Origin of the sequence: Pseudomonas sp. FSL R10-1350 (assembly GCF_009600525.1) — a bacterium.
GTDB classification, from domain to species: Bacteria; Pseudomonadota; Gammaproteobacteria; order Pseudomonadales; family Pseudomonadaceae; genus Aquipseudomonas; species Aquipseudomonas helleri.
Genome location: NZ_WIVR01000021.1, coordinates 1 through 15493, shown reverse-complemented (window position 1 = coordinate 15493; position 15493 = coordinate 1). Strand labels below are relative to the sequence as shown.

11 protein-coding genes, 4 tRNA genes and 1 rRNA gene are annotated in these 15493 nt (G+C 53.3%); all 16 read right to left on the bottom strand.

Annotated features, from left to right (window positions below):
• Positions 1–189: 189 nt before the first annotated feature.
• The 16 genes from rpoC to rrf all read right to left on the bottom strand — a co-directional run bounded on the left by rpoC (position 190) and on the right by rrf (position 15290).
• Entirely contained in the window at positions 190–4389 is a 4200-nt protein-coding gene (gene rpoC, locus GHO25_RS11805) for a DNA-directed RNA polymerase subunit beta' (RefSeq protein WP_048373851.1), read from the bottom strand.
• Positions 4390–4453: 64 nt separating this feature from the next.
• Entirely contained in the window at positions 4454–8527 is a 4074-nt protein-coding gene (gene rpoB / locus GHO25_RS11800; RefSeq protein ID WP_048373853.1) for a DNA-directed RNA polymerase subunit beta, read from the bottom strand.
• A 219-nt stretch (positions 8528–8746) separates the two neighbouring features.
• Complete coding sequence (rplL, locus tag GHO25_RS11795; protein ID WP_048373854.1) at positions 8747–9112, bottom strand: 50S ribosomal protein L7/L12; 366 nt, start codon at positions 9110–9112, stop codon at positions 8747–8749.
• Positions 9113–9192: 80 nt separating this feature from the next.
• Positions 9193–9693 carry a 50S ribosomal protein L10 gene (rplJ, locus tag GHO25_RS11790; RefSeq protein ID WP_048373856.1) on the bottom strand — a complete coding sequence of 167 codons (501 nt, stop codon included), beginning with the start codon at positions 9691–9693 and terminating at the stop codon, positions 9193–9195.
• Positions 9694–9888: 195 nt separating this feature from the next.
• Positions 9889–10584, bottom strand: coding sequence for a 50S ribosomal protein L1 (gene rplA, locus GHO25_RS11785; RefSeq protein ID WP_048373858.1), 696 nt, complete (start codon positions 10582–10584; stop codon positions 9889–9891).
• Positions 10584–11015, bottom strand: a complete 432-nt coding sequence (gene rplK / locus GHO25_RS11780) for a 50S ribosomal protein L11 (RefSeq protein WP_048362305.1) — start codon at positions 11013–11015, stop codon at positions 10584–10586. The genes rplA and rplK overlap by 1 nt, the downstream gene beginning before the upstream one ends.
• 120 nt (positions 11016–11135) lie before the next feature.
• A complete protein-coding gene (gene nusG / locus GHO25_RS11775; RefSeq protein ID WP_026014126.1) occupies positions 11136–11669 on the bottom strand; it encodes a transcription termination/antitermination protein NusG in 534 nt (177 codons plus the stop codon).
• 9 nt (positions 11670–11678) lie between these two features.
• Positions 11679–12047: a preprotein translocase subunit SecE gene (gene secE / locus GHO25_RS11770; RefSeq protein WP_016779165.1), complete on the bottom strand. Its 369-nt coding sequence runs from the start codon at positions 12045–12047 to the stop codon at positions 11679–11681.
• Positions 12048–12092: 45 nt separating this feature from the next.
• Positions 12093–12168, bottom strand: a tRNA-Trp gene (locus GHO25_RS11765).
• 241 nt (positions 12169–12409) lie between these two features.
• Positions 12410–12485 (bottom strand) — tRNA-Thr (locus tag GHO25_RS11760).
• Between the two features lie 25 nt (positions 12486–12510).
• Positions 12511–12584 (bottom strand) — tRNA-Gly (locus GHO25_RS11755).
• Positions 12585–12608: 24 nt separating this feature from the next.
• Positions 12609–12693, bottom strand: a tRNA-Tyr gene (locus GHO25_RS11750).
• 110 nt (positions 12694–12803) lie between these two features.
• On the bottom strand, positions 12804–13283 hold the full coding sequence (locus GHO25_RS11745) for a hypothetical protein (protein WP_153390850.1): 480 nt from the start codon (positions 13281–13283) through the stop codon (positions 12804–12806).
• Positions 13284–13290: 7 nt separating this feature from the next.
• Positions 13291–14034 (bottom strand): pantothenate kinase, encoded by a 744-nt coding sequence (locus GHO25_RS11740; RefSeq protein ID WP_048373867.1) that lies wholly within the window; start codon positions 14032–14034, stop codon positions 13291–13293.
• Positions 14024–14971, bottom strand: coding sequence for a bifunctional biotin--[acetyl-CoA-carboxylase] ligase/biotin operon repressor BirA (gene birA, locus GHO25_RS11735; RefSeq protein WP_082148813.1), 948 nt, complete (start codon positions 14969–14971; stop codon positions 14024–14026). Before birA ends, GHO25_RS11740 begins: the two co-directional genes overlap by 11 nt.
• Before the next feature lie 203 nt (positions 14972–15174).
• A 5S ribosomal RNA gene (rrf, locus tag GHO25_RS11730) occupies positions 15175–15290 on the bottom strand.
• Positions 15291–15493: the final 203 nt, after the last annotated feature.

Genomic DNA, 15493 nt, shown 5'->3' with positions numbered 1-15493 from the left:
ACGCTATTGTCTTGCAAGAAAAGCAAAATGGCAGGAACGAATCCCCGCCAAATTTAGGGGTACAAGAGTCTAAAGAGGATCCTGCCCCCAGTCAAGGCAAAGCCCCGACCCCTCCCCCATCAAAGCTCGACTAATTGTCTTGATTCGATGAACGGAAAGACCGGGGCCTACCCTTATTTATCGCAGAACTCAGTTACCGCTAGAGTTCAGCGCTTCGGTCAGTGCAGCTTCCACTTCACTGGCGCTTACGCGCAATGGCTTGTCTGCATCACGGCGACGCTTACGCTCGCTGTGGTAGGCCAAACCAGTACCTGCCGGGATCAAACGACCCACGACAACGTTTTCTTTCAGGCCGCGCAGGTAGTCGCGCTTGCCAGTTACCGCTGCTTCGGTCAGTACGCGGGTTGTCTCTTGGAAAGAGGCCGCGGAGATGAACGATTCAGTCGACAACGACGCTTTGGTGATACCCAACAGAACGCGAGTGAACTTGGAGACAAATTTGTCTTCGTTACCCAGGCGCTCGTTTTCGACCAGTACCTGCGTGAGCTCCATCTGGTCGCCCTTGATGAAGGAGGAATCGCCAGACTCGGAAATTTCAACTTTACGCAACATCTGACGCAGGATGGTCTCGATGTGCTTGTCGTTGATCTTCACGCCTTGCAGACGGTAAACGTCTTGAATCTCGTTAACGATGTACTTGGCCAGCGCACTCACACCCAGCAAACGCAGGATGTCGTGTGGATCGCTTGGACCGTCGGAGATAACTTCGCCGCGGTTCACTTGCTCGCCTTCGAAGACGTTCAGGTGACGCCACTTTGGAATCAGCTCTTCGTACGGATCGGTACCGTCGTTCGGGGTAATAACCAGACGGCGCTTGCCTTTGGTTTCTTTACCGAACGCGATGGTGCCGCTGACTTCAGCCAAAATAGAGGCTTCTTTCGGACGACGCGCTTCGAACAAGTCAGCAACGCGTGGCAGACCACCGGTGATGTCTCGAGTTTTCGAAGTTTCTTGCGGAATACGAGCGATAACGTCACCGATCGCGATTTCCGCACCATCCGCTACACCAACCAATGCGTTGGCTGGCAGGAAGTACTGGGCCGGTACGTCGGTACCTGGCAACAGCAGATCCTTACCATCAACACCTACCATCTTAACGGCCGGGCGAATTTCTTTGCCGGCAGCTGGACGGTCTTTGGCGTCAAGCACTTCAATGTTGGTCATACCGGTCAATTCGTCAGTCTGACGCTTGATCGTGATGCCTTCTTCCATGCCCACGTAGGTCACGGTACCTTTCATTTCGGTAACGATTGGGTGAGTGTGCGGATCCCACTTGGCTACGATCGAGCCAGCGTCAACCTTGTCACCTTCTTTAACCGAAATTACGGCACCATACGGCAGTTTGTAACGCTCACGCTCACGACCGAAGTCATCAGCGATTGCCAGCTCACCCGAACGCGATACTGCTACCAGGCAACCATCTACACGCTCAACGTGCTTCAGGTTGTGAAGACGGACAGTACCGCCATTCTTCACCTGAACGCTGTCAGCAGCAGAGGTCCGGCTTGCCGCACCACCGATGTGGAACGTACGCATTGTCAGCTGTGTACCTGGCTCACCGATCGACTGAGCAGCGATTACGCCGACAGCTTCACCGATGTTCACCTGGTGACCACGAGCCAGATCGCGACCGTAGCACTTGGCGCAGATACCGAAACGGGTTTCGCAGCTGATTGGCGAACGAACGATCACTTCGTCGATGCTGTTCAGCTCGATGAACTCAACCCACTTCTCGTCAACCAGGGTGCCAGCAGGAACGATAACTTCATCAGTACCTGGCTTGAATACGTCACGGGCGATTACTCGACCCAGTACGCGCTCACCCAACGGCTCTACAACGTCGCCGCCTTCAATGTGCGGAGTCATCAGCAGACCGTGTTCGGTACCGCAGTCGACTTCAGTTACTACCAGATCCTGCGCTACGTCTACCAGACGACGCGTCAAGTAACCGGAGTTAGCCGTTTTCAAGGCGGTATCCGCAAGACCCTTACGAGCACCGTGAGTGGAGATGAAGTACTGAAGTACGCTCAAACCTTCACGGAAGTTCGCAGTAATCGGCGTTTCGATGATGGAACCGTCCGGCTTGGCCATCAGACCACGCATACCGGCCAGCTGACGGATCTGCGCAGCAGAACCCCGTGCGCCGGAGTCGGCCATCATGTACATGGAGTTGAACGACTCTTGCTCAACTTCATCACCGTGACGGTCGATAACCTTCTCTTTCGAGAGGTTCGACATCATCGCCTTGGAAACTTCATCGTTAGCTTTCGACCAAAGGTCGATTACTTTGTTGTACTTCTCGCCCTGTGTAACCAGGCCCGAGGCGTACTGGCTTTCGATTTCTTTCACTTCGTCGGTAGCAGCACCGATGATGCGCGCTTTTTCATCCGGGATAACGAAGTCGTTAACACCGATCGAAACGCCGGAAATAGTCGAGTAAGCGAAACCGGTGTACATCAACTGGTCAGCGAAGATCACAGTCTCTTTCAAACCAACCACGCGGTAGCACTGGTTGATCAGCTTGGAGATTGCCTTTTTCTTCATTGGCAAGTTGACGACGTCGTACGACAGGCCTTTTGGAACAACCTGGAACAACAGCGCACGGCCGACAGTGGTGTCGACGATACGGGTGTTGGTCACGCTGCCGCCATCACGGTCGTTAACGGTTTCGGTGATCCGTACTTTAACCTTGGCGTGCAGTGCGGCTTCGCCGGCACGGAACACACGGTCAACTTCTTGCAGATCCGCGAATACACGACCCTCGCCTTTGGCGTTGATCGCTTCACGGGTCATGTAGTACAGACCCAATACAACGTCCTGCGAAGGAACGATGATTGGCTCACCGTTCGCTGGCGACAGAATGTTGTTGGTCGACATCATCAACGCACGGGCTTCCAACTGGGCTTCCAGTGTCAGCGGTACGTGTACAGCCATCTGGTCGCCGTCGAAGTCGGCGTTGTACGCAGCACAGACCAGAGGGTGCAGCTGGATAGCCTTACCTTCGATCAGTACCGGTTCAAATGCCTGAATACCCAGACGGTGAAGCGTTGGCGCACGGTTGAGGAGCACCGGGTGTTCGCGAATTACTTCAGCGAGAACGTCCCAAACTTCTGGCAGCTCGCGCTCAACCATTTTCTTGGCGGCTTTAATGGTGGTAGCAAGACCACGCATTTCCAGCTTGCCGAAGATGAACGGCTTGAACAGTTCGAGTGCCATTTTTTTAGGCAGACCGCACTGGTGCAGACGCAGGGTCGGACCTACGGTAATTACCGAACGACCCGAGTAGTCAACACGCTTACCGAGCAAGTTCTGACGGAAACGACCTTGCTTACCCTTGATCATGTCAGCCAAGGATTTCAGAGGACGCTTGTTCGAACCCGTGATGGCGCGGCCACGACGACCGTTGTCCAGCAAGGCGTCGACAGCTTCTTGCAACATACGCTTTTCGTTACGCACGATGATGTCCGGAGCGGACAGATCAAGCAGGCGCTTCAAGCGGTTGTTACGGTTGATCACTCGACGATACAGATCGTTGAGGTCGGAAGTCGCGAAACGACCACCGTCCAACGGAACCAACGGACGCAGATCTGGCGGCAGAACCGGCAGAACGGTCAGCACCATCCACTCAGGAAGGTTGCCGGAGCCCAGGAAGGCTTCCATCAACTTCAAGCGCTTGGACAGCTTCTTGATTTTGGTTTCGGAGTTGGTTTGCGGAATTTCTTCACGCAGACGGCCAATCTCGTGTTCCAGATCGATAGCGTGCAGCAGCTCACGCACAGCCTCGGCACCCATACGGGCATCGAAGTCGTCGCCGAACTCTTCCAGCGCTTCGAAATACTGCTCGTCGTTCAGCAGCTGACCTTTTTCAAGGGTGGTCATGCCTGGATCGATAACAACATAGCTCTCGAAGTAGAGAACGCGTTCGATATCACGCAGGGTCATGTCCATCAGCAAGCCGATACGGGACGGCAGCGATTTCAGGAACCAGATATGGGCAACTGGCGAAGCCAGTTCAATGTGAGCCATGCGCTCACGGCGGACCTTGGCCAGTGCAACTTCAACGCCGCACTTCTCACAGATCACACCGCGGTGCTTCAAGCGCTTGTACTTACCGCACAGGCACTCGTAATCCTTTACCGGGCCAAAGATTTTGGCGCAGAACAGGCCGTCACGCTCAGGCTTGAACGTACGGTAGTTGATGGTTTCCGGCTTTTTAACTTCACCGAACGACCACGAGCGGATCATCTCAGGCGATGCCAATCCAATACGGATGGCGTCGAACTCTTCGACTTGACCCTGGTTTTTCAGCAAATTCAGTAGGTCTTTCAAGGCCTTTCCTCCTGGCGGAGCAGAGAGCGGGCAGTGCAGCCCCGCTCTCGATTCGCGTCACGTGTTATTCGGTTTCCAGATCGATATCGATGCCGAGGGAACGAATTTCTTTGATCAACACGTTGAAGGACTCGGGCATGCCCGGCTCCATACGGTGATCGCCGTCCACGATGTTTTTGTACATCTTGGTACGACCGTTCACATCGTCCGACTTCACTGTGAGCATTTCTTGCAGAGTGTATGCCGCGCCGTAAGCTTCCAGCGCCCAGACCTCCATCTCCCCGAAACGCTGACCACCGAACTGCGCCTTACCACCCAACGGCTGTTGGGTAACCAGGCTGTAAGAACCAGTAGAACGAGCGTGCATCTTGTCGTCTACCAAGTGGTTCAGCTTCAGCATGTACATGTAGCCAACGGTAACCGGACGCTCGAACTTGTTGCCGGTACGACCATCAGTCAGCACCATCTGGCCGCTGTCTGGCAGGTCTGCCAAACGAAGCATTGCCTTGATTTCGCTTTCTTTGGCACCGTCGAACACCGGGGTAGCCATCGGTACACCGCCGCGAAGGTTCTTCGCCAGATCAAGGATTTCTTGATCAGAGAAGTCATCCAGGCTTTCTTGACGACCGCCAATTTCGTTGTAGATCTCATGCAGGAACTTACGCAGGTCAGCAACCTTGCGCTGTTCTTCAATCATGAGGTTGATCTTCTCGCCCAAACCTTTGGCTGCAAGGCCCAAGTGGGTCTCGAGAATCTGACCAACGTTCATACGCGAAGGTACGCCCAACGGGTTGAGGACAACATCAACCGGGGTGCCATTGGCATCGTACGGCATGTCTTCAACCGGCATGATCACGGAGACCACACCTTTGTTACCGTGACGACCGGCCATCTTGTCACCCGGCTGGATGCGACGACGGATTGCCAGGTAAACCTTGACGATTTTCAGCACGCCTGGAGCCAGGTCATCGCCCTGCTGCAGTTTGCGCTTCTTGTCTTCGAACTTGTCGTCCAGCAGACGACGGCGATCGATGATGTAAGCCTGAGCTTTCTCAAGTTGCTCGTTCAGAGCATCTTCAGCCATGCGCAGCTTGAACCACTGACCGTGCTCAAGACCGTCCAGGACTTCATTGGTGATTTCCTGGCCTTTCTTCAGACCGGCACCACCTTCGGCAATTTGACCGACCAGGGCAGAGCGCAGACGTTCGAATGTAGCGCCTTCAACAATGCGGAACTCTTCGTTCAGATCCTTGCGGATTTCGTCCAGCTGAGTCTTCTCTATCGACAGGGCACGAGCATCGCGCTCTACGCCATCACGAGTGAAGACTTGTACGTCAATGACAGTACCTTTGGTACCGGTTGGTACGCGCAGGGAGGTGTCTTTAACGTCGCTGGCTTTTTCACCGAAGATTGCACGCAGCAGTTTTTCTTCCGGGGTCAGTTGGGTCTCGCCTTTCGGAGTGACCTTACCTACCAGGATGTCGCCCGGGCCAACTTCGGCGCCGACGTAAACGATACCGGCTTCGTCCAGCTTGTTCAGTGCAGCTTCACCCACGTTCGGGATGTCTGCAGTGATTTCTTCAGGGCCAAGCTTGGTGTCACGGGCCACACAGGTCAGTTCCTGAATGTGGATCGTGGTGAAACGGTCTTCTTGAACAACACGTTCCGACAGGCAGATGGAGTCTTCGAAGTTGAAGCCGTTCCATGCCATGAAGGCGATACGCATGTTCTGACCCAGAGCCAATTCACCCATATCGGTGGACGGACCATCGGCCATGATGTCGCTGCGCTGAACCCGATCACCTTTACGCACCAGCGGACGCTGGTTGATGCAGGTGTTCTGGTTGGAGCGGGTGTATTTGGTCAGGTTGTAGATATCAACACCAGCTTCGCCGGTCTCAACTTCATCATCAGCAACACGAACCACGATACGGCTTGCATCGACGGAATCAATAACGCCGCCACGACGAGCCACGACGCAAACGCCGGAGTCACGAGCTACGTTACGCTCCATGCCAGTACCTACCAGCGGCTTGTCAGCGCGCAGTGTTGGTACAGCTTGACGCTGCATGTTCGAACCCATCAACGCACGGTTGGCGTCGTCGTGCTCGAGGAACGGAATCAGCGACGCAGCAACCGAAACTACCTGTTTCGGCGAAACGTCCATCAAGGTGACGTCTTCCGGCGCCTTAACGGTGAATTCGTTCAAGTGACGAACAGCTACCAGTTCATCAACCAGGACTTTCTGGTCGTTCATGGTGGCCGAAGCCTGAGCGATAACGTGATCCGCTTCTTCAATAGCAGAAAGGAACACGATCTCGTCGGTAACCAACGCGTCTTTCACTACACGGTACGGGCTCTCGAGGAAGCCGTACTGGTTGGTGCGCGCATAGGCAGCCAAGGAGTTGATCAGACCAATGTTCGGACCTTCTGGCGTTTCAATCGGGCATACACGACCGTAGTGAGTCGGGTGTACGTCACGAACCTCAAAGCCGGCACGCTCACGCGTCAGACCGCCCGGGCCCAGTGCAGAAACACGGCGCTTGTGGGTGATCTCGGACAGCGGGTTGTTCTGGTCCATGAACTGGGACAACTGGCTGGAACCGAAGAACTCTTTCACTGCCGCAGCCACTGGCTTGGCGTTGATCAAGTCTTGCGGCATCAGGCCTTCGCTTTCAGCCATCGACAGACGCTCTTTGACCGCACGCTCAACACGTACCAGGCCAACGCGGAACTGGTTTTCAGCCATTTCGCCTACGCAGCGAACACGACGGTTACCCAGGTGGTCGATGTCATCGACGATGCCTTTGCCGTTACGGATGTCGACCAGAGTCTTCAGTACCGCGACGATGTCTTCTTTGCACAACACGCCCGAACCTTCGATTTCGGTACGACCGATACGACGGTTGAACTTCATCCGGCCGACCGCAGACAGGTCATAGCGCTCAGGGCTGAAGAACAGGTTGTTGAACAGAGTCTCGGCAGCATCCTTGGTTGGAGGCTCGCCAGGACGCATCATGCGATAGATCTCAACCAGCGCTTCCAGTTGGTTGCTGGTGGAGTCAATTTTCAGCGTGTCCGAAATGAACGGACCGCAGTCGATATCGTTGGTGTACAACGTTTCGATGCGAACGACTTGGCTCTTGGCAACTTTTGCCAGGATTTCAGTGGTCAGCTCGGTGTTGCACTCAGCAATGATTTCGCCAGTCGCCGGGTGCACGATAGCTTTGGCCGTTGTGCGACCCAGGACATAGTCCAGAGGCATAACGAGCTCTTTGATACCGGCTTTTTCCAGCTGGTTGATATGGCGAGCAGTGATACGACGGCCCTGCTCAACAATCACCTTGCCTTTGTCATCGGTAATGTCGATGGCCGCGATTTCACCGCGCAGGCGCTGAGGTACCAGTTCCAGGCTGATGCTTTCGCCTTGAACGTGGAAAACGTTAGTGGTGTAGAACGCTTCCAGTACTTGCTCAGTGCTATAGCCGAGCGCGCGCAGCAATACGGACGCAGGCAGCTTGCGACGACGGTCAATACGTACGAACACGCAGTCTTTAGGGTCGAACTCAAAGTCCAACCACGAACCACGGTAAGGAATGATACGCGCGGAATACAGCAGCTTACCGGAGCTGTGCGTCTTGCCGCGGTCGTGGTCAAAGAACACGCCCGGGGAACGGTGCAGCTGGGAAACAATTACACGCTCGGTACCGTTGATTACGAAGGTACCGTTTTCAGTCATCAGGGGGATTTCACCCATGTAGACTTCTTGCTCTTTGATGTCCTTGATCGCTTTATTCGACGATTCTTTGTCGAAAATGATCAAACGAACCTTCACCCGCAAAGGTACGGCGTAAGTCACACCGCGCAACACGCATTCTTTGACATCAAATGCCGGTTCGCCCAGGCGATAACCGACATACTCCAGCGCAGCATTGCCGGAGTAGCTGATGATCGGGAAAACGGATTTGAAGGCCGCATGCAGGCCCACGTCGCGGAACTGATCTTTAGTCGCTCCCGCCTGCAAGAATTCACGATACGAATCCAGCTGGATTGCCAAGAGATACGGCACATCCATGACGTCCGGCAACTTGCTAAAGTCCTTGCGGATACGTTTTTTCTCAGTATATGAGTAAGCCATCAGCGTTCCCCAGCTTGGTCACCTGCTTGTTTGGCCTCTCCCGACGGGAGCAGCCAGAAAATCGTGCAAACCCCTTGGTTTGCTCCACCGCACAGGGTGGTTACAGCTCGTTTATGGCGCCAACCCAGTCGGCTGCCAAGAACGGAAAAAGGCCGGTGGCATGAGCCACCAGCCATCAGCCTCAGCTTAACGCTTGGGCTGGAGACGCAAGGTCGATGCTTACTTCAGCTCGACTTTAGCGCCTGCTTCTTCCAGAGCAGCTTTGGCTTTGTCAGCTGCGTCTTTAGCAACAGCTTCCAGAACCATTGCTGGAGCGCCGTCAACTACTGCCTTGGCTTCTTTCAAGCCCAGACCAGTCAGTTCACGAACAGCCTTGATCACGTTAACTTTCTTCTCGCCAGCTTCCAGCAGCATGACGTTGAATTCAGTTTGCTCTTCAACGACAGCAGCAGCAACAGCAGGACCAGCAGAAGCAGCAGCAGCCGAAACGCCGAACTTCTCTTCCATTGCTTTGATCAGCTCAACGATTTCCAGAACGGATTTCTCGCCGATTGCTTCGATGATTTGCTCGTTAGTCAGAGACATGACTATAAATTCCTGTATTGGGGTGACAGCCTATGCGGCCATCGAAATAAACAATAAACGCTGAAAGGAGTTGCTCAGCCTTAAGCTGCAGCTGCTTCTTTCTGGTCGCGAAGTGCCGCCAGAGTACGAGCCAATTTGCTGGTAGCGCCTTGAATCACGCTCATCAGCTGAGAAATTGCTTCGTCACGGGTCGGCAGGCTTGCCAGTACGTCGATCTGATTAGCTGCGAGGTACTTGCCCTCGAACGCAGCTGCCTTGATCTCGAACTTATCCTGACCTTTAGCGAACTCTTTGAACAAACGGGCAGCAGCGCCTGGGTGTTCGTTGGAGAATGCGATCAAGGTCGGGCCAGTGAACACGTCGTTGAGAACACTGTATTCAGTGTCAGCAACAGCGCGCTTGAGCAGGGTGTTACGTACAACACGTACGTATACGCCAGCTTCACGAGCCTCTTTACGGAGTCCGGTCATAGCGCCAACTGTCACGCCGCGGGCATCAGCCACAACAGCAGACAGGGCAACTTTGGCAGCCTCGTTGACTTCAGCGACGATGGCCTTCTTGTCTTCGAGTTTAATTGCCACGGGTTTAACTCCTGCTTGTTACCGTTTCATCTGACCTGAGTCGGATGTCGTTTTGGTGTCTGATTCGGTAAGGAACCGGGAGCACCATCTGCGTAGGCTTGAGGTTTAAGACTTGCGCCGCCTACGGTCTTGGATAGCCCCCGCCAGGCAGGGACCCCAATCTTTCATTGGCGCAGCATGCTGCGCCAATTTGTCTTACGCGTTCAACGAACCTTGGTCGATGACCAGGCCTGGGCCCATAGTGGTGCTCAGAGTAACGCGCTTAACATAAATACCTTTCGAGGAAGCTGGCTTGATACGCTTCAAATCAGCGATCAGGGCTTCAACGTTTTCCTTCAGTTGAACAGCGTCGAAACCGACCTTGCCAACGGAAGTGTGGATGATACCGTTTTTGTCGGTGCGATAACGAACCTGACCAGCTTTTGCGTTCTTAACCGCAGTCGCTACGTCTGGAGTTACAGTACCAACCTTAGGGTTAGGCATCAGACCACGTGGACCGAGGATCTGACCCAACTGACCTACAACACGCATTGCGTCCGGGGAAGCAATAACTACGTCGTAGTTCAGGTCGCCGCCTTTCATTTCGGCAGCCAGGTCGTCCATACCAACGCGATCAGCGCCAGCAGCCAAAGCAGCTTCAGCAGCTGGACCCTGGGTGAACACAGCTACACGTACAGTCTTGCCAGTGCCGTGTGGCAGCACAGTTGCGCTACGAACAACCTGGTCAGATTTACGTGGGTCTACGCCCAGGTTAACAGCGATGTCGAAAGACTCGCTGAACTTAACAGTCGACAGCTCAGCCAGCAAAGCAGCAGCGTCTACAAAGTTGTAAGACTTGCCAGCTTCAATTTTACCGGCGATTGCCTTTTGACGCTTAGTCAGCTTAGCCATTACACACCCTCCACGTTAAGGCCCATGCTACGAGCAGAACCGGCGATGGTACGCACGGCTGCATCCAAATCAGCTGCAGTCAGATCCGCGTTTTTGGTTTTCGCGATTTCTTCCAGCTGAGCACGGGTAACGGTGCCAACCTTAACGGTGTTAGGGCGAGCCGAACCGCTAGTCAGACCAGCAGCCTTCTTCAGCAGAACCGAAGCAGGGGTCGACTTGGTTTCGAATGTGAAGCTACGGTCGCTGTATACAGTGATGATCACTGGAGTCGGCAGGCCTGGCTCAATACCCTGGGTACGGGCGTTGAAAGCTTTGCAGAATTCCATGATGTTCACACCGTGCTGACCCAAAGCTGGACCAACAGGTGGGCTTGGGTTGGCCTGAGCGGCCTTCACTTGCAGCTTGATGTAAGCGGTAATCTTCTTGGCCATGAGGCACTCCAATTACGGGTTCAGACGCCTAACTTAAAAGGCTCCCCGGTTACTTGCGTGTTTATCCCAGTGACGACAAAACCCCACGACCGAAGCCGTGGGGTTGGGATGCGTGTCCAGCTAGACCTTTTCGACCTGGCTAAACTCTAGCTCCACCGGAGTGGAACGTCCGAAAATGAGTACAGCCACCTGGATGCGACTCTTTTCGTAGTTAACTTCTTCGACCGTGCCGTTAAAGTCGGCAAACGGACCGTCGGTGACGCGAACAACTTCACCCGGCTCGAACAGTGTCTTCGGCTTGGGCTTGTCGCTGCCATCAGCAACGCGACGCAGAATTGCTTCTGCCTCTTTGTCTGTAATCGGTGCAGGCTTATCAGCAGTGCCACCGATGAATCCCATGACACGAGGTGTATCCTTGACCAAGTGCCAAGTACCTTCGCTCATGTCCATCTGGACTAGCACATAGCCAGGGAAGAACTTGCGTTCGCTTTTGCGTTTCTGGCCATTACGCATTTCAACCACTTCTTCAGTGGGAACCAGAATTTCGCCGAAGCCATCTTCCATGCCTGCCAGCTTAATACGCTCAATCAAAGAGCGCATAACATGCTTTTCGTAACCCGAATAAGCATGCACTACGTACCAACGCTTAGCCACGGGACACCCTTAGCCAACAATCAAGGAAACAAGCCAGCCGAGCAGGGAATCCAAACCCCACAACAGCAACGCCATAACAAGAACAACAGCCACTACGATCAACGTAGTCTGCGTAGTTTCTTGGCGAGTCGGCCATACGACTTTACGAATCTCAGTACGAGCTTCCTTTACCAAGACAGCAAACGACTTGCCTTTCGCGGTTTGCAAACCCACATAGGCAGCAACAGCAGCAATCACAAGAAGTGCAATGACGCGATACAGGATCGGCGAACCAGAATAATACTGATTCCCAACAACGCCAACTACCACAAGGGCAACCACTACTAGCCACTTGAGGAGATCGAAGCGAGAGCCTTGAACTTCAGCCTTGGGAGTCATCAAAGAGGATCCTGTGAAAAGAAAGCCAGACGCATTGAGCGAATCTGGCAGGTCAGGAGGGAATCGAACCCCCAACCTACGGTTTTGGAGACCGTCGCTCTGCCAATTGAGCTACTGACCTAAAACATTATCGAGCCGCCGATTATGCAGACCCGAGAGAGACTTTTCAACAACCTTTGCAATTACTTTATCGCCAAGCCCAAAACCTAACGACACGTCAGCAGCAGAATGCAGGCCACCAACGACAGCAATCGCCAACCAGAGCAGCAACACCTTACAACAGCGCCACCAGCAAACACTCCGGACAAGCTTTTCAGCCCGTTAAAACAAAGGCAGATATTTTCATATCTGCCTTGTTTATATGGAGCTCTTGAGCGGATTTGAACCGCTGACCTCACCCTTACCAAGGGTGTGCTCTACCAACTGAGCTACAAGAGCAAAACACCATTGAAACCAGCGCGAATGGAGCGGGTGGCGGGAATCGAACCCGCATCATCAGCTTGGAAGGCTGAGGTTCTACCACTAAACTACACCCGCAAATCATGCTGATTTGCGCAAATATGGTGGAGGGGGAAGGATTCGAACCTTCGAAGTCGTAGACGTCAGATTTACAGTCTGATCCCTTTGGCCGCTCGGGAACCCCTCCTGAGCTGAGCGGGATTCTACAGCATCCCAACCCTTTGTCAACCGCTTTTCTCAATTAAATCATTAAGTTAGCTTGAAGACTCACTTCACATTTAAAACCGTTTCCGGTGTTCACTGTGGAGCGGGCGCCATTCTATGCAAACTATCGGACGCCTGCAACCCCTGGCACTGCTTTTTTTCGTATTTCAACTCATTGAATTCATTGAGAAGACTTTGTAGAACCTTTTCAACAGCCTGCACATTGTCCGACGGAGAAAGGACCAGGACAAAATCACCTGCGCCCGCACCTTCCAGGCTGTCCAAACCACTCTTTATTCCTGCATCTGACAAACTTTTTTTAATCTTGACCTCAGCGTCAGAACGGATCAACCCGATCAGGTAGAAGCAGACACCTTTATCACTGCTCGCGCTTTCTCCAGACTGTACAGGGACAAGCCCTGTTCGCGTTTCACTCAGCAGCTGTATTTCCTGCTTGCTTCCTTTGTACAACGATAGAGATACAACCTCCTTCGCTTTAAGAGGAGCCTCTTGCTGATGCCATACAAAGTAGAAAATATTCAATACAACAAGCAGCAGAAACAACCAGCGCATAGAAACCTCAATAAATAGGACAAGCTGCAGCCAAGCCTATGAACACAAGATCTTTCACCAAACGACCCTCAGGCACAGCGCAAGCCACGAGATCTGCATCACCGCCCGTGAGAAACACCTCGAAATCATCCCCCCAGTAATCACGTGCCAATTGCAACTGACTCAGGACAAACCCTCGCAACATCATTAGACAGCCACGCTCCACAGCTTCAACAGTCGTCCGCCCGGGACTATTTCGCAACAACGCCTGCTCAGCCGAAAGGTTGTCATATCTGATTCGCCGGGTATGCGTGCGCAACTCGTTACGCATTAACGGTAATCCAGGGCATATGAACCCACCCAAATGCTTACCGTCTTTAGCCACAAAATCGGCTGTTACGGCTGTACCCAGATCCAGGACAAGACAGGCGCGCCTGGAGAGCTCATAAGCGCCGATCAAGGCTAGCCAGCGGTCCAAGCCTAGACGCTCAAAGTCCTCATAGCCGTTCGTTACTCCCGCCATCACTCTTGCCGGGCTTGCACACACTACTTCTACCGAGAATGTGGACGACAAAAGAGCAGCCAGACTCGCAGTTTCACCGTCACTGCGCACACTCACCAAACGGCAGCGCGTGATGCGCAGCAACGGGCTAGCCAAGAGCGCGGCTATGAGACCAACATCGGAATCTACAACGCCACCATCGACCACAGTATTGCTATCAAGTACTCGCCACTTGATAAAACTGTTACCGCAATCCATTTCAAGAATCATGGCGCAACCTCAAGCTCAGCTCGCCACCACTAAAAACCTTCTCCTGACCCGCGACATTAAGACGCAATGCCCCCTGCTGATCCACACCAGCGACCACGCCATCAACAGTGTGTGTACCCGCAATCAACGTAACCTCACGCCCTTGCCACAAATGGTTGGACTCCCACTCTGCCTGAATAGCAGCAAATCCTTCAGCCTCGTGGCGAATCAGATAACCCTGCAAATTGCGACCCAAGGCAACAATCAGCTCATTCCGATTGATCGCCTGACCCGCCTCCAAGCGAACGGATGTCCAGGACTGATCGACATCACTGGCGACCATCATATTAACGTTGATGCCGATGCCTATAACGACATGACACACATCAGCTGGATCACCCACCAGCTCCAGCAGAATACCGGCGATTTTTTTATTGCCCACCAGTACATCGTTGGGCCACTTTAAACCCGCATCGCGACTACCAAATTCACGAAGCGAACTCAAAACCGCCAGACCGACAATTAAACTCAGTCCTTCAAGCTGACGCATGCCACCATCAATTCGAAGTACCAGGCTGTAATAAATATTTTCGGCAAACGGGCTGATCCACTTTCTCCCCCTGCGTCCTCGACCTGCGCTCTGCTGCTCGGCCAGAATTACAAAAGGCGCCTGAACTCCTCCCGAAATTTCGCGCAAAGCTTCTGCGTTCGTCGAATCGAGGGACTCATGTATGGAAACAGGATAAGGGCTATCAGCGAGCTGATCGCGCTCGAGAAGCTCAAGCGGCGCGGCCAATTGATAGCCACGACCACGAACTTTATGGATAGGCAGGTTCAGGTCAGCTTCCAAACGCTGCAACTGCTTCCAGACCGCACTACGGCTTATGCCGAGCGCAGCACCCAGCGCTTGCCCAGAATGAAAACGACCATCTTTAAGAAGCTTCAACAACGTCAGCATGCAAGTTACGCCTCACAATCAGGCACGCATAATAACGACGAGCCACGCTATTGCATAGAAACCCTGTAAGAGAAGGACTGTACAACACTGATAAGCAACGCAACGCTGTAACGCGCAGCGCGCCTTGTCCCGTCGACAATGTTTTTTCGAGCACAAAAACAAAATCCCTGTCTGCGTGAGCAGACAGGGATTTTGGAATTTAATCTTGACGATGACCTACTCTCACATGGGGAAACCCCACACTACCATCGGCGATGCATCGTTTCACTACTGAGTTCGGGATGGGATCAGGTGGTTCCAATGCTCTATGGTCGTCAAGAAATTCGGTAGCCAGGTCGTTACGTGCGTAACGCTCCAGCGAATGGGTATGTAATAGAATCGGTGTTTTGTGAGTTGCAAACTTTCGGTTTGTATCGTCTTCACACACCGCAATCTGGTCTCTTCGACTCAAATTGCTTGGGTGTTATATGGTCAAGCCTCACGGGCAATTAGTATTGGTTAGCTCAACGCCTCACAGCGCTT